14 protein-coding genes are annotated in these 18,670 nt (G+C 62.0%); 7 read left to right on the top strand and 7 right to left on the bottom strand.

The window, feature by feature from the left end; genetic code table 11:
- Positions 1-96: 96 nt before the first annotated feature.
- Positions 97-1,458 (top strand): MFS transporter, encoded by a 1,362-nt coding sequence (locus U1700_RS05045; RefSeq protein WP_332750689.1) that lies wholly within the window; start codon positions 97-99, stop codon positions 1,456-1,458.
- A 172-nt stretch (positions 1,459-1,630) separates the two neighbouring features.
- Here the strand turns inward: U1700_RS05045 and U1700_RS05050 are convergent, their stop codons facing one another.
- Both U1700_RS05050 and U1700_RS05055 read right to left on the bottom strand, forming a co-directional pair.
- Positions 1,631-2,197, bottom strand: a complete 567-nt coding sequence (locus tag U1700_RS05050; protein WP_332751141.1) for a DUF488 domain-containing protein — start codon at positions 2,195-2,197, stop codon at positions 1,631-1,633.
- The gene (locus U1700_RS05055) at positions 2,194-2,769 is read right to left on the bottom strand and encodes a uracil-DNA glycosylase family protein (RefSeq protein WP_332750691.1); all 576 of its coding nucleotides are present in this window, start codon (positions 2,767-2,769) and stop codon (positions 2,194-2,196) included. Before U1700_RS05055 ends, U1700_RS05050 begins: the two co-directional genes overlap by 4 nt.
- Before the next feature lie 69 nt (positions 2,770-2,838).
- On the opposite strand from U1700_RS05055, the gene U1700_RS05060 reads away from it, so the two are divergent.
- Positions 2,839-3,054, top strand: coding sequence for a DUF2945 domain-containing protein (locus U1700_RS05060; RefSeq protein WP_332750693.1), 216 nt, complete (start codon positions 2,839-2,841; stop codon positions 3,052-3,054).
- Between the two features lie 240 nt (positions 3,055-3,294).
- Here the strand turns inward: U1700_RS05060 and U1700_RS05065 are convergent, their stop codons facing one another.
- A complete protein-coding gene (locus U1700_RS05065; RefSeq protein ID WP_332750695.1) occupies positions 3,295-5,637 on the bottom strand; it encodes a TonB-dependent receptor in 2,343 nt (780 codons plus the stop codon).
- A gap of 208 nt (positions 5,638-5,845) precedes the next feature.
- Between U1700_RS05065 and U1700_RS05070 the strand changes: the two genes are divergently transcribed.
- Positions 5,846-8,626, top strand: coding sequence for a bifunctional YncE family protein/alkaline phosphatase family protein (locus U1700_RS05070; protein ID WP_332750697.1), 2,781 nt, complete (start codon positions 5,846-5,848; stop codon positions 8,624-8,626).
- A 43-nt stretch (positions 8,627-8,669) separates the two neighbouring features.
- Here the strand turns inward: U1700_RS05070 and U1700_RS05075 are convergent, their stop codons facing one another.
- The 4 genes from U1700_RS05075 to U1700_RS05090 all read right to left on the bottom strand — a co-directional run bounded on the left by U1700_RS05075 (position 8,670) and on the right by U1700_RS05090 (position 14,643).
- Entirely contained in the window at positions 8,670-9,023 is a 354-nt protein-coding gene (locus tag U1700_RS05075; protein WP_332750700.1) for a response regulator, read from the bottom strand.
- A 32-nt stretch (positions 9,024-9,055) separates the two neighbouring features.
- Entirely contained in the window at positions 9,056-12,610 is a 3,555-nt protein-coding gene (locus U1700_RS05080; RefSeq protein ID WP_332750702.1) for a CheR family methyltransferase, read from the bottom strand.
- Between the two features lie 66 nt (positions 12,611-12,676).
- Positions 12,677-13,672, bottom strand: a complete 996-nt coding sequence (locus U1700_RS05085; RefSeq protein ID WP_332750704.1) for a chemotaxis protein CheB — start codon at positions 13,670-13,672, stop codon at positions 12,677-12,679.
- Positions 13,673-14,382: 710 nt separating this feature from the next.
- Positions 14,383-14,643 (bottom strand): hypothetical protein, encoded by a 261-nt coding sequence (locus U1700_RS05090; protein ID WP_332750706.1) that lies wholly within the window; start codon positions 14,641-14,643, stop codon positions 14,383-14,385.
- A 384-nt stretch (positions 14,644-15,027) separates the two neighbouring features.
- Here U1700_RS05090 and U1700_RS05095 point away from each other — a divergent pair, with 384 nt between their 5' ends.
- From U1700_RS05095 to U1700_RS05110, 4 genes are all read left to right on the top strand, one after another.
- A complete protein-coding gene (locus U1700_RS05095; protein WP_332750708.1) occupies positions 15,028-15,609 on the top strand; it encodes a PepSY domain-containing protein in 582 nt (193 codons plus the stop codon).
- Positions 15,606-16,859 (top strand): hypothetical protein, encoded by a 1,254-nt coding sequence (locus U1700_RS05100; RefSeq protein WP_332750710.1) that lies wholly within the window; start codon positions 15,606-15,608, stop codon positions 16,857-16,859. The genes U1700_RS05095 and U1700_RS05100 overlap by 4 nt, the downstream gene beginning before the upstream one ends.
- Before the next feature lie 240 nt (positions 16,860-17,099).
- Positions 17,100-17,558 carry an RrF2 family transcriptional regulator gene (locus U1700_RS05105; RefSeq protein ID WP_332750711.1) on the top strand — a complete coding sequence of 153 codons (459 nt, stop codon included), beginning with the start codon at positions 17,100-17,102 and terminating at the stop codon, positions 17,556-17,558.
- A gap of 122 nt (positions 17,559-17,680) precedes the next feature.
- Complete coding sequence (locus U1700_RS05110) at positions 17,681-18,643, top strand: sulfate ABC transporter substrate-binding protein (RefSeq protein ID WP_332750712.1); 963 nt, start codon at positions 17,681-17,683, stop codon at positions 18,641-18,643.
- Positions 18,644-18,670 lie beyond the last annotated feature (27 nt).

An 18,670-nucleotide genomic window follows, 5' to 3' on the forward strand; every position in this document is an offset into this window, starting at 1 on the left:
CCGCGGATGGGGATTCCCATTGGACATTTTGTCCTCTGTGCTTAGCGCGTGAATGGGTCCATAGGGTCCACGGAGCATTAGCGGAACCCCGGCTTTATGACCAATGCGGCCAATTCCACCGAACTTGAGCGCGATGCGCGGCTGGTCAGCGCACGTGATCACGAGATCCGTCCCGGCGACATCGCAATTGGCGTGATCGTCGGGCGGACGAGCGAATTCTTCGACTTCTTTGTCTACGCGCTCGCCTCGGTGCTGGTTTTCCCGAAGCTGATGTTCCCGTTCACCGATCCGCTGACCGGCACCTTATACTCATTCGGCCTGTTCGCGCTGGCCTTCATCGCGCGGCCGTTCGGGACCCTGCTGTTCATGTGGATGGACCGCGAGCATGGCCGCGGGGTCAAGCTGACCATCGCGCTCTTTCTGCTTGGCGGATCGACCATGGCGCTCGCCTTCTTGCCTGGCTATGCCGAAATTGGCGCTGCCTCGATCTGGTTGCTGGCGCTGTTCCGCATCGGTCAGGGGGTCGCGCTCGGCGGTGCCTGGGACGGGCTGCCGACGCTTTTGTCCCTGAACGCTCCGCCCGAAAGGCGCGGCTGGTATTCGATGATACCCCAACTCGGTGCGCCGCTGGGACTGATGGTGGCGCTTGCGCTGTTCGCTTTCTTCGTCGCGATGCTGTCACCAGAGGATTTCCTGTCGTGGGGCTGGCGCTATCCTTTCTTCGTTGCCTTCGCGATCAATGTCGTCGCGCTGTTTGCCCGTCTGCGCCTTGTCGCCACGCCCGAATTCGAGCGCTTGTTCGAAAGCCGCGAGCTGCAGCCGGCGCCGGCATTCGAGACACTGCGAGTCGAATGGCGCACGATCCTGCTCGGCGCCTTCGCCCCGCTGGCCAGCTTCGCGCTATTCCACCTCGTCACCGTGTTCCCGCTGTCGTGGGTAACGCTGTTGAGTGGGGAGCCACCGCTGCGCTTTCTGATCATCGAACTGGTCGGGTCGGTGGTGTTCATCATCGCGATCCTCGTCTCAGGGCTGATTGCCGACCGCGTCGGGCGCCGCTCGGTGCTCGGCGTGTCGGCGGCACTGATCGCGGTTTATAGCGGATTCGCGCCGCAACTGCTGGGCGCCGGCGGCATCGGCGAAACAATCTATATGATCGCTGGCTTCGCCCTGCTTGGGCTCGCCTTTGGACAGTCGTCGGGCGCGGTCAACGGCAATTTCCCGACCTATCGCCGCTATACTGGCGCGGCGATCGTCGCGAATTCGGCATGGTTCCTTGGTGCCGGGTTCGCACCCTTGGTGGCGCTATTTCTCGCAAGCCGGTTTGGCCTGTGGTCGGTCGGTGCCTACCTTTTATCGGGAGCGCTGTGCACGCTCGCCGCCCTGGCAATTAACAAAGATTGGGCCGCCGCGTTGCGACCGGTACCAGTACGTGCGGACCAATCGCTCGCGTCGCGCTAGCTTTTCTTCCCATCGCAGACCTTTGCCTGTCGCTCGTAAACGCCTAACAAGATTGACGTGGTTAAGCTGCTGCCGTCATGATGCGCTTGCGCGGCGGGTGCTCGGGAAGCGCTCGCGCGATGAACGGTCAGGGAAATCGGCCTCCCGAATGCAGGTTAAATTTTACGACTACTTACCCGATCTGTAATTGAGCCGCTTCGAGTGCGGGATATACGAGAGAGGCGCCTTCCGTGTGCGCCGCTATGTTCATCTTAGCGACGTCGACCCGCGCGGCTCCCATCAAGTGGAAGACATCCCTTCCATCATGAAGGAGGTAATCGGCGACGAACCGCCGATGGCAGCGCCACCAGACCGCTTCCGAACACATGATTGCGCACCGCCGCCCAAGGCTCAATTCGGTCAAGCGCGAGAGGCCGAAACGAAACTCGTCGGACAGCGCGTAATCCGCGTAGTTGTGGAAGCTCTGGTTGATCCAAAAGCCGTTGACCTCGGGTGGTACGGTCTTCGATTTGTTTCGCCGCCCCCCGAGTTCCTCGATCCGCGTATGGCTGACCTGCCCGCCGGCGAGAGCTTCGGGCAAAGCATCGAGGTTGAACTGAGGATTAGTCCGCGATCGCGGCGTGCTGCGGATATCGACGACGATTTCCACCCTCCCCACCTTCAAAAGCGCAACGAACTCGCCGATGCTCCGCGTCGAATGGCCAACCGTGTAGACCGGAAGGCGCGCGCTCGGCCTCATGCGAGCGCCCGCCGAACCGCGTCGCGCAGTACCGGCAACACGTCCGCGCCGAACCACGGATTCCTTGCGGCCCAATGTCGCGAGCGCCACGATGGATGCGGCAGTGGAAAAATCGCTGGCAGATAATCGCGAAAGCCCATCACCCGCTCGGTCATCTTGCCCGGCCCAAGCGCGTCGGCCTGAGCATAGCTACCGACCAGCAACGTCAACCGCACGTCGGGCACGTGCGCCAGCAGCCGGTCGCGCCAGAGCGGCGCACATTCGGGACGAGGGGGCGCGTCGCCGCTGCCTGGCAGGCGTCCGGGATAGCACAACCCCATCGGCACAATCGCGATCCTGCGCTCATCGTAGAATTCTTCCGCTGACACCCGCATCCACTCGCGCAGGCGATCTCCCGATGCATCGGAAAAAGGGATGCCGCTATCATGGACTTTGGTCCCCGGCGCTTGGCTCGCGATCAAGATGCGCGCCGTCGGCGATAGCTGGACAATCGGCCGCGGGCCGAGCGGGAGCACGTCGGCACAAGCTCGGCACACGCGAATCTCTGTCAGCAGGGAATCGAGTGACTTCATGCGTTATAGATGGGGTGTTTGGTTCCGCTTGAACATGACCGGCAGACAACGCCCATTGGGAGAACGCAAATGTCTGAGCGTTTCAAGGTCGGCCAACGGGTCGGGTGGAACTCCGAGGCCGGGCACGTCAGCGGCACGATCATCAAGATTCATACCAGCGACTTCGACTATAAAGGCCACACTCACCGCGCGAAGCCAGAGTCGCCGCAATATGAGATAAAGAGCAGCAAAACCGACCATATCGCCGCCCACAAAGGCTCGGCGCTTACGAAGCTGAGCGACTGACGGACCCGACAGATCCCGAACAGCCGAGGAGCGAGAGCCCCACGCTGCCAGCGTTTGAGCCGCTTGAAGCAGCGCTGACGATCACGCGCCTCCGCGATTCCCTGCTGGGTTTGGTCATGGTTCGCCCCCGCTGCCCCATGGTGGCGACCTCCTGCGCGTCGCGCGAGCAACAGGTATGACGAATGGGCGTCAACGGTGTGACGGCGCGCCGAAGGATTTCGATCCTCCGGCGCGCGAAGCCTAGAAGCCAAGCTTGAGCGAGGCCATGACCTGGGTCGGCGCGCCAGCCAGCAGGGTCTGGTTATCTCCCTTGTTGCCGAACCCGTTCGAGCCAATCGTGGATATATATTTCTTGTCGAATAAATTGCTGGCGTTGAGCTGGATCTCGGCCTTGCGCAGCCCGGCGAAGATGAAGCGATAGCCGACCGCCGCATCGACCAGTGCCCTCCCTGGCACCGACTGGTCGTTGGTGTAGGTGAAGAAACGCCTGCTCAGATAGTCGACTCCGACCCGGCCGAAGAACGCGCCCCGGTCATAGCCGATTTCAGCCTTGGCGAGATGCCTCGGCGCGTCGACCGCGGTCTTGCCCCGAAGCGGGACCACGGTCGCAAGGCCGCCGACGACGGCGGGCGGAATGATGACATCGTCCCGATAGGTAGCGTCGTTGTAGCTGTAGGACGCATAGGCGTTGAAGCCATTGCCCAAGCGATAGCTCGCTGCCGCTTCGATACCCTTCGATCGCACCCCGCCGACGTTCTGGAGCACAACCGGATTGCCGACGATCCCGGCGCCGGTGGTGATGCCGAGCAGCCGATTGCGGAAGTCGACGCGATAAGCGCCGAGCGACGCGCTCAGCCCGCCACTCTTGAACCGCACACCAATTTCATAGGTGTCGGATGCCTCGGGGCGAAGCTTGCCCTTGATCGCGTCGAAGCCGGCCTGTGTTGTCGAAAAGGGGCCGGCAGTGAAAGCGGCGACGAAGGCTTCGGTCGACTGGCTGAAGCTGGCGTAGACTTCCGCTTCGGGGGTCACTTTGTAGTTGACCCCGACGCTCGGCTGGAACCAGTCGGTTGCCTTGATCGAGCCCGCGGCACGCCCGGCCTGAATGACCGGATCAGCCTTATTCTTGACCTCGAATCCCTTCCAGCCAAGGTCGATGGTCAGGTCGCCTGCCTTGATCCGGTCTTGGACATAATATTGCAGGATGTCGGTGGTGTATTGGAATTCCCACTGGGTGAAGAAGGGATCCTTCTGGAAATCGAGCGCCGAACGGCTGGCGACCGTGCGATTGGTGAGTGCGTAGAAGCGCCGCGCCTGATGGAAATCGTTGCGCTCGTACCACGCGCCGACGGTCAGGTCGCTCCAGCCGAGTTCGGCCTTGATGTCGCCGAACACGCCCTTGCGCTTAATATCATATTCAGTGGTCCGGACTGAGATCGGCACGCCGGTCGGCGATGGGACGTACGGGGTAAACCATGTCCCCTGGCCATGATTGTCGTGGTAATAGCCCTTGATCTCGGCTTTCACATGCTCGCCGAGCGGCGCCTCGACGCCAAGCGAGCCGAGATAGTCCCGGCGCAGTCCGGACGCATCATAATAAGAATCGTCGACCGTGCCGCCCGCACCATAGGGCGCGGGATAGACCGTGCCCGCTGCCGGATTGAGCATGGGCGCGCCCGTCTCCCCGCGATTGGCGCCAATGTCTGCGAGCAGCACGGCAAGCGGGAAGTTGTTTGCGACATTGTCGAGCCGACGGCCGAGCCGGCGGATCTGGTCGAGGCTGAGATCCTGGTAATCCTGCTCGTGCCGATCGGAGAAGTTGAAGAAGCCGGTCAGCTTGGCCGCGCCGACGTCGACGACGCCTTTGGCATTGACCTGGTGCTGATACTGGCGGCCGAAGCCCTTCCATTTGTCGAGGTCAAGATAGCCGTACGAGAGATAGGCGCGCGCGGTGTTGCCGCCAGTATCGACTCGCACGAAGCCGCGCTTGGTCGAATGATTGCCGTAGGAGCCGTCGGCTTCGACCCCGAAGCTGGTCGACGGATCACGCGAGAAGACCTCGATGGTGCCGCCGAGATTGTTGGTTGCTTGCGTCCCGAGCGCACCCGCGCCCTGGGTCAGGCGGGTGATCGAGACATTCTCGGGACTCAGCGCGCGGCTCAAGTGAAGACCGTTGTTGTTGCCGTAATTCTGATTGCCCAGGGGGATGCCGTCGAGCGTGAAGCCCAGTCGGCTTTGGTCGAATCCGCGCACCGTGATCCGCTCGGACCATTCATAGGCACCGAACGGATCGGCCGATTGAAAGTTGACACTCGGCAGCTTTGACAATGCCTTGAGCGCGCTCGTGCCGGGGGCGAGAATGGCGATGTCCCGCTGCGAGATCTCCTGCACCTGGCGGGTCGCGCCGCGGCCGGTGACGATGATGTCGGCGGACACCGCCGGAGCGTTCGTCGTGCTGTCGGCGGCCGGAACCGCGGTGATGACGGGCGCCGCAGCAGCGGTCGCGACCGGTTGCGCGGCGAAGGCAGTCGTTGTCGACAGCAAGGTGCCGCCCAGCAGAAAGGCTTTCAGTGTCCCAAGCATGGTTTCCCCCAAAAGAATATCGATGACGCCGAAACGACTCCGGCTACGTCGCGGCGAGCGCTACTGTCCTTGCGCGTCAAACCGGCGTCGGATTTATGACCGTTTTATGCGACGGTTGGCGGCGGCCACGACCGTCACGGCGCTGTCACGCGCCGCGCATAGCGCTTGTGCGCGAACGAAGCGGGGACCGATGATGCATTCGACGACAATGACGATTGCGCTTGTAGCGCTGATGGCAGGCTCGGCGTTGGGCGCAGAGACCCGGCTTCCGACCGGCCAGTTATTGACCCCGCTTGGCGTCCCCGGAGCCCGCTTCTCGCCACTGACGACGCGCGTTGGGCCGCTTCCCTCGACGATTGCCGACGGCGCGGCGTCGATCGTGACGAGCCCCGACGGGGCCAGGCTGGCAATCCTCACCAGCGGCTATAATCGGACCAACGGCCCCGACGGTAAGCTCGTCGCGGCTCAGTCGGGACAATATGTCTTCCTGTATGACATCATCGCCGGGCGCGCGCGGTGGGCGCAGACGCTAAGCCTGCCCAACAGTTTTTCCGGGTTGGCCTGGCTACCGTTGGGCGACGGGCTTGTCGTGACCGGCGGGGTCGACGACAATGTCCACCTGTTTAGGCGAGCGCGTGGCGGGGTGTTCGTCGAAACGGCGCCGCCGATCGCGCTCGGCCACAGTGCCGGAATCGGATCCGCAGTCAAACCGCAGGCGGCCGGGATCGCGGTCAGTGGAAACGGCCGGCGCGCGCTCATCGCCAACTATTACAACGACTCGGTCAGCCTGGTCGATCTGGTCGCGGGGCGGGTGATCGCAGAGCGTGACCTGCGACCCGGTCGCAATGACCCGGCGAAGCACGGCGTTCCCGGCGGCGAGTTTCCCTTTGCGATCGCTTGGGACAGCGGCGGCCATGCGTTCGTATCGTCGCCGCGCGACCGCGAGATCATCGCCCTCGACATCGGCGCCGCCAGCGTGACGCTCGGGCCGCGCATAGCGGTCAAGGCCGAACCGACCGCCCTGCTGCTCGACCCGGCCGCGCACCGACTTTATGCTACCGGGGACAACGACGATCGGCTGGCGATCGTCGACACGACACGCTTGACGCTCGTTGGCGAACCGCGACTGTCACTCCCCCCGCGCTTCGGCGACGCAGCGCTCGGCAAGGGGCTCAACCCGAACGCATTGGCCCTGGCCAAAAACGGCAAATTGTTTATCACTCTCGGGGGCATCAACGCGGTGGCACAAGTCTCGGTGTCGGGTGCCGAGGCGCGCATAGAAGGGCTTATGCCGACGGGCTGGTATCCAAGTGGCGTGGCAGAATCGCCGCGGGACGGCCGCTTGTTCGTGATCAACCGCAAGAGTCCCGCCGGTGCTAATCCGCTTGGCTGCCCACCGAAGCTGGCAACGGTCAAGGCACAGCCGACCGCGTGCGGATCGGCGAACCAATATATCTTTCAGCTCGAGAAAGCCGGGCTGCTCGAACTGCCCCGCCCCACGCCGACGTTGCTAAGCGCGGCAACTGCGCAGGTCTTGCGCAATATCGGTCTGGCCGACCCGGGGCGCACTGCCGCCGATGCGACCATGGCGCAGCTTCGCTCGAAAATTCGTCACGTCGTCTATATCGTCAAGGAGAACCGGACCTACGATCAGGTGCTCGGCGACCTTCCCGTGGGCAATGGCGATCCGCACCTGGCAATCCTCGGCCAGCGCCTGTCCCCCAACCACCACAAGATGGCCAGCGAGTTCGTCACGCTCGACAATTTCTATGACAGTGGCGAGCAGTCGAGCACCGGCTGGACCTGGACGACTGCGGCGCGAGTCCCCGACCTCCTCGAGAAGACCGCGCCGGTCAATTACGCCGATCGCGGGCTCGCCTACGAAGCCGAGCAGCTCGATCGCAATATCGCGACCGCGCTCAACAAGGACGAACGGCGGCGGGTCAACCCCGCGGCACCCGACGACGACGACGTGCTGCCCGGACCCGCGCTGCTGACTGCCCCCGACGGCGATGGCGACGACGAGGCGGGGCGCGGTTTCCTGTGGAACGCGGCGCTCAAGGCCGGGCTGACCGTACGTAATTACGGTTTCGCCGACGCCTCGGTCTACGATAGTGGCCTGCCCGGCGAAGTGCCGCAGATTCGCGAGCCGCACCGGGAGGGAAAGGCGGTTCACGTCACTGCCGACCGCGCACTGGTGGGTCTCAGCGACCCCTATTTCCGCGGCTTCGATCAGAAGATGCCCGACTATTGGCGCGAGCGCGAATGGGAGCGCGAGTTCGCCGAGCAGGAGCGCGCTGGCGTCATGCCCAACCTCACCCTTTTGCGCCTCAGCCATGATCATTTTGGCGATTTCGACAAAGCGATCGACGGAGTCGATACGGTCGAGACGCAGATGGCCGACAATGACTATGCCGTTGGCCTCGTCCTGGAACGGATCGCGCACAGCCGATTCAAGGACGATACGCTGGTCTTCGTCATTGAGGATGATGCGCAAAATGGGGCGGATCATGTCGACGCGCGGCGCAGCATCGCCTTCGTCGTCGGCCCATTTGTCAGGCACAATGCGCTGGTCTCGACACACTATACGACAGTGTCGATGGTCCGCACGATTGGCGCAGTGCTCGGCCTGCCGGCGCTTGGCCTCAACGACGGCCTGGCAGCGCCGATGGCCGACGTGTTCGATCTTGCTCAGACCAGCTGGGATTTCACCGCAGTCGCGTCCGACGTGCTACGCTCGACCCAGCTACCGATCCCCGCCACCCGCTTTGCCGCCACTTCCCCGGCAGCGCGCGCCGACCATGATGCAGGCTACTGGGCCAATGCCATGAAAGGCCAGGACTTTCGATCCGAGGATCGTCTCGACAGCGCCGCATTCAACGCGGCGCTGTGGCGCGGGCTGGCGAGCGAGAGCCAGAGCGGACCGCATCCAGCCATCGGCGCTACCCCGAACGCCGCAGCCGCCAGGAGAAGTTGCGGGCGGCCATGAGCCATTGTTCCGGCGAACGGCCAACAGCTTTGGGGTCCACTAGCTATCGGGACGCTTTCAGCGCGACGACGCGATCGTGCATCAGGCGAAGTTGTTCCTCGAGCTGTTTCGAAGAATAAGGCTTCGTCAGCCTCTTCTCCCCGACCAGATGGCGCGGAATCGACCAGTCGCTGTAGCCCGTCGCCAAGATGAACGGACACCCGCGAGAAAGCAGCAGATCCGCAACGTCATAGCTGTTCCCACCGCAAATATTGACGTCCAATATCGCACAATCGAAACCACCAGCGGCAGCGACGGCCAGCGCTTCATCATGCTGGGCGACGGGGCCGATCACTTCATAGCCAAGCATTTCGATCGAATCCTCGACGACCATGGCGATCAGGGGCTCGTCCTCCACGACAAGCACCCTGAAAGCCGGTGTCGGTTCCATCAGGCGTCAGGCCCGATTGGCGCACTTTCGGTACGAATGATGCCAACATCGGCCACCAAAGGCAGCGAGATTGCGCAGCGGACGCCCGTTTCCTCAAAACTCCTGTCGACAGTCGCCTTCAAGCCGCGGACCAGACTGGCCTCGATCAATTTGGTTCCGAAACCGCGCCGCTTTGGCGCGGTAACCGGAGGCCCGCCGGACTCGCGCCAGACAATCTCAAGTTGCTGAGGGGTGCCGTCACCGACGACCCGCCACGAGACATCGAGCTTTCCGGCCGAATTCGACAGGCTGCCATATTTGGCAGCATTGGTCGCCAATTCATGGATGGCGAGCGCAATCGTGAGGCTGGCCCTTGAGGTCAGGACGACATTGGGGCCCGAAAAGCTGATGTTCTCATGCTGTTCGTAGGGATGCACTTCGGTCGCGATGAGGTCGCGCAGCGAGCCCTCTGTGCCACCTTGATCGGACAGAAGATTATGGGCCCGCGCGATCGCCATGATGCGACCTTCGATTTCCGGAATGAAAGACTCCTGCGGCCCACCGGAACGCAAGGTCTGGGATACGACGGACGAGACCACGGCGAGAATGTTCTTCACCCGATGATCGAGCTCGGCCATCAGCAGCGATGCGCGCTTCTCGGCCGCTTTGCGCTCCGCGATATCCCGCGCGACCGCCGACGCGCCGACAATCTTGCCTTTCTCGTCGCGGATCGGCGAGATCATCAGGGACAAATGGATTTCCCGATCATCCTTTGTCGTCCGGCTGATATCGAAATTCGTGATCGGTATGCCCCTACGGAGCTTGGCGAGGTTCGCCGGCCATTCGTCGATCTGGTCGTCAGCCAACAGCGTCGACATCGGCTCGCCGATGATCTCGCTGGCCGTGTAGCCGTAAATTTTCTGCGCGCCGGCGTTCCAGCTGGTGATCATCCCGTCGAGGTCATGACCGATGATTGCATCCTCCGACGATTCGACAATCGCCGCCAGGCGCGCACGGGCGCGGTCGAGGTTACGCCGTTCGGTGATGTCGACCAGGGTGATCGAAACCCCGTCGATGACATTATTCAGCGATCGATAAGGCCGCACGCGCAACAGGAAAGTGGAGATTCCGTCCTCGGAATCAACTTCGCGCTCGATTGATTTGAGGTCGCGCAGGACGAGCTTTGCGTCGTCCGTCAGGGCATCGTACGCGAGCCGCGATGCAAAGTCCGCAATCGGTCGCCCCTCGTCGCCTTCCCGCACATTGAATATATCCGAGATCGCTGGAGTGAACCGCCGGATGCAGAAATCATTGTCGAGAAACAGTGTCGCGATCGACGTGCTGTCGAACAGGTTGGCAAGATCGCTGTTCGAGCGCACCAGACTGTCGGCGCGGTTGTTCAGTTCGGCGTTGACCGTCTGAAGTTCCTCGTTGATCGACTGCAATTCTTCCTTTGAGGTTTCGAGCTCCTCCACCGTCGAATGCAGTTCCTCGTTGACCGACTGAAACTCCTCGTTCGAACTTTGCAGTTCCTCATTCGCGGTTTCGAGCTCCTCCGTCACGGTTTGAAGCTTTTCACGTGCGGCGATCAGTTCGGCATGATCGGGGGCACTGGCTGAGCCGTCAGCGGAAACGGCAACGCCGTGCACTGGCTGGACGACTTCCTGGAAAGCGAGCAGCAGGCTGCGCTGGCCATTGCTCGTCTCGGCCATTGGTTCGATGATCAGGTTGATCGTCTCGGGGCGGCCCTCGACCTTGAAGCTGACCTGTTCCTGCACGGCCAGGCCGCGTTCGTCGGCCTTCTTGACCAGCGACCGCGCGGGGGCCCGCAGGTCGGCATGAAGCAGGCGGAAGAGGTTGAAGCTGGCGCCGCCACTGACCGGTTCGAGAAATTTGGCGATCGGCCCCGAATAGCGTTGAACCTCGTTCTGGCCATCAACGATGATATAGGCCGGCGCGTAGCGAGCGAGGATCTTTCCGGCCTGGGCATCGACCTCGGTGCTCGGTGCGGACGAACTCTTGACGTCGACGGACTGACGCTTGCGGTTCGATACGGGCCGGGGAACATGCGCTGTCGTGTCGATCCGCTCGTAGATCCGGCTTCGCTTGTCGACCGGCTTGAATAATTTCGTACTGCTCGCGATCGTTTCGGAGGGACCGAGCCACAGCGTGCCGTGAGGCTTGAGGCCATAGTGGAAAGTCGTCAGCACGCGTTGCTGAAGACCGACTTCGAAATAGATCAGCAGGTTGCGGCACGAAATAAGGTCGATCTTGGAAAAGGGTGGATCCTTGACCAGATCGTGGGTCGAAAACACGCATATGTCGCGGATGTGCTTGGCGACCCGGTAGCGATTCCCTTCCTTGACGAAATGATGTTCGAGCCGTTCTTTGGAAATATCCGCCTCGATCACGTCGCTGAACAATCCGGCACGTGCAAAGGCAATTGCGCGGTCGTCGACATCGGTGGCGAACAGCGTCAGGACGCGCGTACATTCGGCGCGCAGGCAGGCTTCCTTGAACAGGATGGCGAGGGAATAGGCTTCCTCTCCGGTCGCGCAGCCGGCCACCCAGAGCCGGATCGGCGCATCGCTGTCGCCCTCGGCGATCAGGGCGGGGATGACCGTAGCGGCAATGGCCTCGAAACAGGCCGGGTCGCGAAAGAAGCGGGTGACGCCGATCAATATCTCGCGGAACAGCAACTGCGGCTCCTCTGGCAATACCCGCAGCTGCTCGGCGTATTGCGCCGGATCCTCGATCCTGAGGACCTGCATCCGGCGCCTGATCCGCCGCATCATCGTACTGGTTTTATATTGCCCGAAATCGCGACCAAGCCGACTGTGAAGGATCGAGCAGATCGTCACCAGTTGCGAAGCAAGGTCCACGCCCCCGCTGTCCGGATCAAGCCGACTGCCGACCCGATTTTGGTAGTCGCGATATTCGATGAGCGCCGCCGGCATTCCCTCGACCGGCAGGATATTGTCGACGAAGCCACCCGAGACGGCACTTTGCGGCATGCCCATCTTGGCATGGTGGTCGAACGCCGCTTCGCTTAGCGTCAGGCCGCCGTTCTCCTTGATGGCGGCAATGCCGATCGTGCCGTCGCTGCCGTATCCGGCCAGGATGATCCCCACGGCCTTCTCGTGCTGGTCGTCCGCCAGCGAGACCAGAAAGGTATCCACCGACGATCGTCGCGCGGTCGGTGTCTCGGGCCTGGCAACGCGCAGCACGCCATCGACGATCTTCAAAATGGCGTTGGGTGGGATGACCGATACGGTGTTGGGCGCCGCAACGGTGCCATCGACCGCCTTGGTTACCGGCATGGCAGTGCATTCGCCGAGGATGGCAGCAAGCGCGCTGTCGTAGTTTGGATCGAGATGCTGGACCAGCACGAAGGCCATTCCGCTATCGTCGGGCATCGCCTTGAAAAAGGCCTGGTAGGCCGCCAGCCCTCCCGCAGAGGCTCCGATGCCGACGACGAGATGTCCGCCGTGAGGAGCGTCGGCCACGCTCGACTCATCCCGGGCCGGCGCGGTCATCCCGTCTCGGCCCTGCGGAAATTCGTCCGGTTCGGTCACAAAGCGGTCATCTAGCGGAGCCCCCAGTTCTCGTATGACAGATATCGCATCCTACACGTTTATTGATCAGCAGTCGTGTCGCTCTCTCGAAGATGTTTCGGCGGGATGAAGCCACGGCCTGGTCAGTAGTGCGCGTAGCGGTTCGGTCTGGTCCAGCGCTTCGTCCTTGGCTGCGGCCCAATGCTTGTATGCCGCCTCGCCGTCGGGATCATCGGCCAGCTTGACCGACATTTCCCGACAAAGCTCTGCTCGTTCGCCCAACGAACGCAGCGCTGTCTCCAACGCCCGTTCCATGGTCAGAAACTGCACCGACATCATTACCTCGGCAGTATAAACATGGCCGATGTGACAGCTATACTGGGTCAATTTGCCAAGCTCGCTGCGCCGCAGGGCACCGCCGCAATCCGGACAGGTCACGGCGACTGGTCGATTGAGCGTGAACTCGGCCGTCATGCCCTTCTCCTGCGCGTCTCCCGTTGGATGAACAATACGGGGACGAGTCGACTTCTGATCATCAACCAGGCCGGTGAGCAGGGCGGCCATTTGAGCGAGCTTGACGATATGATCGACGGCGACATTGTCAATCACGCTCTGCGGCATGTTGGGCGTCACGGCTTCGGCGGGGTCCTGGACCACGGCTGTCCCGCCTCTGGCTTTGACCTCGTACATGCCGGCGGTGCCGTCATTCAGCCCGCCGGTTTGGATGACGCCGATGACATTGGCCCCGTACGCCCGTGCAGCGCTTCGGAATAGAGGATCAATCGCCGGGCGAGCCCAGTTCTCGCGCGGGCCCTTGGTCAGGCGGACAAGACCCGCTTCGACCAGCATGTGATGATCTGGCGGCGCCACGTAGATATGGCCGGCACGGATCGCTTCGCCATCGACCGGGTGGGTGGCCGGCAGGAGGCCGGCACGGCTCAGCAGCCAGGGCAGGTCGCTCCGGTGAGCGCCGATATGAAGCGTGACGAAGACGGCGGCGTTAAGGTCGGCCGGCAATCCGGCCACAACCTCGCGAAGAGCGTCGACCCCTCCCGCTGACGCCCCAATGGCGATTATGGCCATCGGCTTAGGCATCGCTGAAATGAATGTTTCGCGAAGTCAGAAGGTTCCGAACCACGCTTCCGCTCATTGACGAACCTGGCTTCGCATGGCGACTGCAAGCCCTGCGCTACCCACGGCGCTCTGGAGATAGGAGAGAAGTGGTGCCCAGGGACGGGGTCGAACCGCCGACACTGCGATTTTCAGCTGCAATGTGCATGTAATAACTCTCTGTAATACAACAAAATCTGGTGGGCACGTGCTAGAACCGTGCTAGTCTTGGGCAGCAGGCGGATGTCCTCATTGGAAGCTGATGCCCAAATGTTTCGCATCAAACCTAAGGCTTAGCGCCACCCACAGCGAGACTGGCCCCGGCGGAGCAGTCTTCAGCGTTCGCGTCGAGTTGGCAGACCGAAGCGACTCTCTCGATAGCCAGCGTCAACATTACCGCGTCCTCAATGCCATAGATGCCTTCTGCCATTCTTTCCTAGACGGCAGCGCTGACGTGGAGGACGGCCTAGAAGGCGAGGGCATGGACCAGTTCGACGGTTGGCCCTGCGGCGACTACGGGATCATGCCCTTCAAATACCGGGACCTAGGTGTTCATCGAGGCGAGGTTGTGATCATAATCGCTGACCGATGGCTGGCTGCACGTTTTAATCGAGCCTTCTGCGCGCGGCCTGGGCAGGACCGAGGGGAAGGATGAAGTTAGCCCCGGAGCCGCCGCCTAATCGTCACGCCTCGCCAGCAACGGCAAGCATATCCATCAGGTTTCGTGCCGCATCCCGATCGCCTTCTTCCTTAAAGGCTACATTGAGCTCCGGAGCCTGTCCGAGCATATACAGGAGCGACCACAGCGCAAATCGCCGCGCACGGTCGGTTTCAAGACCGAAATCGACGCGAAGCCGGTCTATGCCGGCCGCTTGTACCGCTGGCGAAGCCGCCGACAGGTTTGATGTGCCGAAATAGCGCTGGAGCAGATCGTCTAAATCCATTCATAGCTGCTAGCTCGGATTTCGGTCCGTGCAAGGGCGCAACCGCAATTCATCGAGGGTAGCTGAAGGTAAGCGCGCGTCCGGCGCCAGTGTTGTAGCGCGTGGCGCCTGTAGGCCCTTCACAAGCCCTACCAGGGCTCTAAAGCGCCCTAAATCTGCAATTCTGCAACAGGCGCTTTCGGTTCGCCGCGTAACAGTGAGCCCGCGCGGTAGGGCAGGCTAATGGTCAAAATCTGACACTTGGTACCCTTCTCGATTGTTAGCCGAATGACCGGGATTGGGTGGAAACCCGTCGGGCCGGTATCGGGACGTATGAACGCTGAAGCGGACGGCAGTCGAGATGTGTTATGGTTAAGCTGTTGCGTCAAGTGATCGGAGAATTGCGTGCCCCCATCGACAAAATCGCGTCGGTTGACCTCGCGCCAGTTCCATCGCTGGCTGGGGATCGGCGCGGCGGTGCTGTTCCTGCTCGTGTCGGGCACCGGCGTTGCGCTTCAGTATCAGCAGATTTTCGGGTCCGAGGAAGCAGCGAAGGAGGCCGCAGCTTCCATCGTCTCGCCGTTGACGCTCGCCAAGCCCACCGGCCTTGACCCAGCCGCGCTCGACCGTGCGCGCACCACGCTTCTCGCTCGCTACGGCAACCGTCCGGTTGCAGGGATAGACTGGCTGATCAAAGCACCGACACCGGCGTTTGTGTTCCACCTCGACGGGGCTGACCCGCGCAAGGTGGCGGTCGGCGTGGCGAGCGGCGCGATCCTTTCCGACCAGCCCGACGGTGAGGATTGGCTGATCCGGCTCCATTCGGGCGAGATCATCGGTGACGGCGGCAAGTTCCTCGGCCTGCTATGGGGACTTGGGCTAGTGGCAATGACGCTGACCGGCGTGTGGATTTACATCAAAATGTATCGCGCTCGGCAGAAGGGTTCGGCATCACAGTTGACCGGCTGGCGACGGTATTTCTGGTGAAGGCCTTTCCGCTAGCCGTCCTCGCAGCGCTGATTGCTGCAACACCAGGGCACGCGCAGACCACCGGCACTGCGGGTGATGCTACCCCGCAGCCCAAGGTTCCTGCGCCGACGCGACAGGGTCTCTATTTCAAACTCGATGCGGGGATCGTCTATCAGTCGGGTGAATTCCGCCTGACCGCGTGGGGCTTTGCCGAACGGCTGATCGATCCCGACGGACCCGACACTTTCCGGCGCGTGCGGCAGGGCGCGGAGATCGACTTGCCGCGCATTGGCGATCATCTGCGCATTGCCGGCGTCTATGAGATCGACCTGACCGACACGAACGCCTTTGGCATCAATCCCGGACCTGCCGGCCCCCTCAACAGCCACGATTTCGAAAACCTGTTCGTCGCCGTGCAGGATGCCGACGATCCGGCGAGGTTCCGCCTTTTGTTCGGCCACAACACGAGCATCCTGTCGCGCGATGATAATCTGTCGTCAGGCAATCTGCCGACCATCAACCGCTCGCTGATCCTCGAGGAACACGGCTCGACGAATACGTTCGGCGCTCAGCTTGGCGTTCAAGTGCAAAAGATGCTGTCGCCCAAGGTGACGCTGCTCGGCTCGATCGGGGACAACCGGGGCGGCCTCAACGCCCAACAGGTCAAATTCTCGTTCGGTCGCGCCATCGCCGCAAAGCTCGTGCTGACGGTGATCAGCGACGACAAGGGCGGGCGCAAGCTCACGGCAGGCTTTGCCGTCGATCGCACGACCGGCATTCGTGATCGCAGCTTCAATCTAGCAACGGCCGTTGCACTCGCCCCAATCGGCGGCGTGGCTGCGACCGGTACCAAGACGAGCGGCGAGGCCGACATAGCCTATACCTTTCCGATCGCTGGCCATGAGGCGACCATCGAGGCCGAGGGCATAGTCTCGCGCTTTTCGGAAAGTCGCAGTGATGTCTATGGCGGGTATGTCATGGGGCAGATGTCATTGTTCGACGGTCCCGAGACGGGAGATCTCGATCTGTTTGTTCGCTACGATATAGTTAGCCTTGGGGCTGACCAGATTGCTCGGCGCGCGACGCAACAGGCCATTCGAACCGGCTTCAATTACAACCTGCCTTACGCGAACAAGCTTGCCAGCCTACACGTCGAATATGGTCACAGCATGATCGCGGGACCTGACGCCATCGTTACCGACCGCCGCAGTGTCGATGAGGGTCGCATCGGAATCAGGGTAAGCTTGCAGCAGTATGTCCGGCACTGACCTGCGATCGATCGTTCGTTCGCAAGCGGGCTTTTGCTGACTTCCACGCACGGCATGGCTGGGCTGTCCGCTTCAAGTAAGGCCAGCGAAAGACATTTGACGACGTCATTTGGGGCGCTAGCCGACTGCCAAATTCCGCCAGCGCGTCGAAGACGTTGGAAGACCGGATTTGGTGTAAACTTGCCTGAGGCCTCGGGCCGTCTGACTGGATTCGCTCGGGTTTTGCGCTACGGGCTTGAAATGATCTCGCAGAAGACCCGCTATGCGCTCCGCGCACTATTGTTCCTCGCAGAGCAGACCGGCGGCGCCCCGGTCCAGCTTGCGCGTATCGCCTCGACCCAGAACGTCCCATCCAAATATCTCGAACTGATCATGCTCGACCTGAAGAAGGCCGGGCTTATCACCAGTCAACGCGGGCCCAAGGGCGGTTATGTGCTAAATCGTCCCGCTACGGACATAAGCTTTGGCCAGATCGTCCGCGCCATGGAGGGACCAATCGCGCTGATCCCCTGCGCGAGCGTCAATTTCTACGCGCCGTGCGGCGATTGTCATGACGAGGCGACTTGCGCCATCCGCCGCGCCTTCGCCGAGTTGCGTGACCGGAGCACAGAGATTCTCGACGGCATCTCGCTTGCCGAAGGAGCAGTGTTCGAACAGCGCATGCCCGCGACGAATGGCATCGAACAAGCGCCAGTCTGAGCCGTATCCCTATTGTCGACTATAGTACTAGAGATTATTGAGGGGTCCGTTCAGACAGGGGTTCTTATATGCGATTCTCTCGCCGCCTAGTACTTGCCATCTCGCTTGCTGCAAGCATCGCCATGCCCGCATTCGCGGCGCCTCTGCCGGCGGAGTTGCTGAACGTGTCCTACGACCCGACGCGCGAACTCTACCAGGCGATCAACGCCAGCTTCGCTCGCAAGTGGCAGGCCCAGACCGGGCAGGCGGTGACTATCCGCCAAAGCCACGGCGGCTCGGGCAAACAGGCGCGTTCGGTCATAGACGGCCTCAGAGCCGATGTGGTCACGCTGGCGCTCGCCTATGACATCGACGCGATTGCCTCGAAGGCGAAGCTGCTGCCGGCCAATTGGCAATCGCGCCTGCCGAACAACAGCACGCCCTATTATTCGACGATCGTATTCCTCGTCCGCAAGGGCAACCCCAAGCACATCCGCGACTGGGACGATCTGGTGAGGCCGGGCGTCCAGGTGATCACGCCGAACCCCAAGACGAGCGGTGGCGCTCGCTGGAATTACCTGGCTGCTTGGGGTTACGCAACGCGGCGCGACCACAGCGCGGTGAAGGCGCGTGAGTTCGTAACGAAGCTTTATGCCAACGTGCCGGTGCTCGACAGCGGGGCACGCGCGGCCACGACCACCTTCGTCGAGCGCGGACAGGGCGATGTCCTGATCGCGTGGGAGAATGAGGCCTATCTCGCGGTCAACAAGCTTGGCCGGGGCCAATATGAAATCGTCTCGCCGTCGGTCTCGATCCTCGCCGAGCCGCCCGTGGCCGTGGTCGACAAGGTCGTCGACAAGAAGGGCACCCGAAAGGTCGCCGAAGCCTATCTGAACTATCTCTACACGCCCGAGGCGCAGGAGATCATCGCGCAGAATTATTATCGTCCGCGCAATCCTGCCGTCGCCGCAAAATACGCCGGCCGCTTCGCGCATTTACCGCTGTTCACCATCGACCGGAATTTCGGCGGCTGGGCAAAGGCGCAGGCGGCCTACTTCAACGACGGCGGCGTGTTCGACCAGATCATGGAATCGATCCACCGCTAGGCTCGATGTTTATTCAATAAAGGGGAC

It is taken from the genome of Sphingomonas sp. RB1R13, assembly GCF_036663775.1.
Classification (GTDB): Bacteria; Pseudomonadota; Alphaproteobacteria; order Sphingomonadales; family Sphingomonadaceae; genus Sphingomicrobium.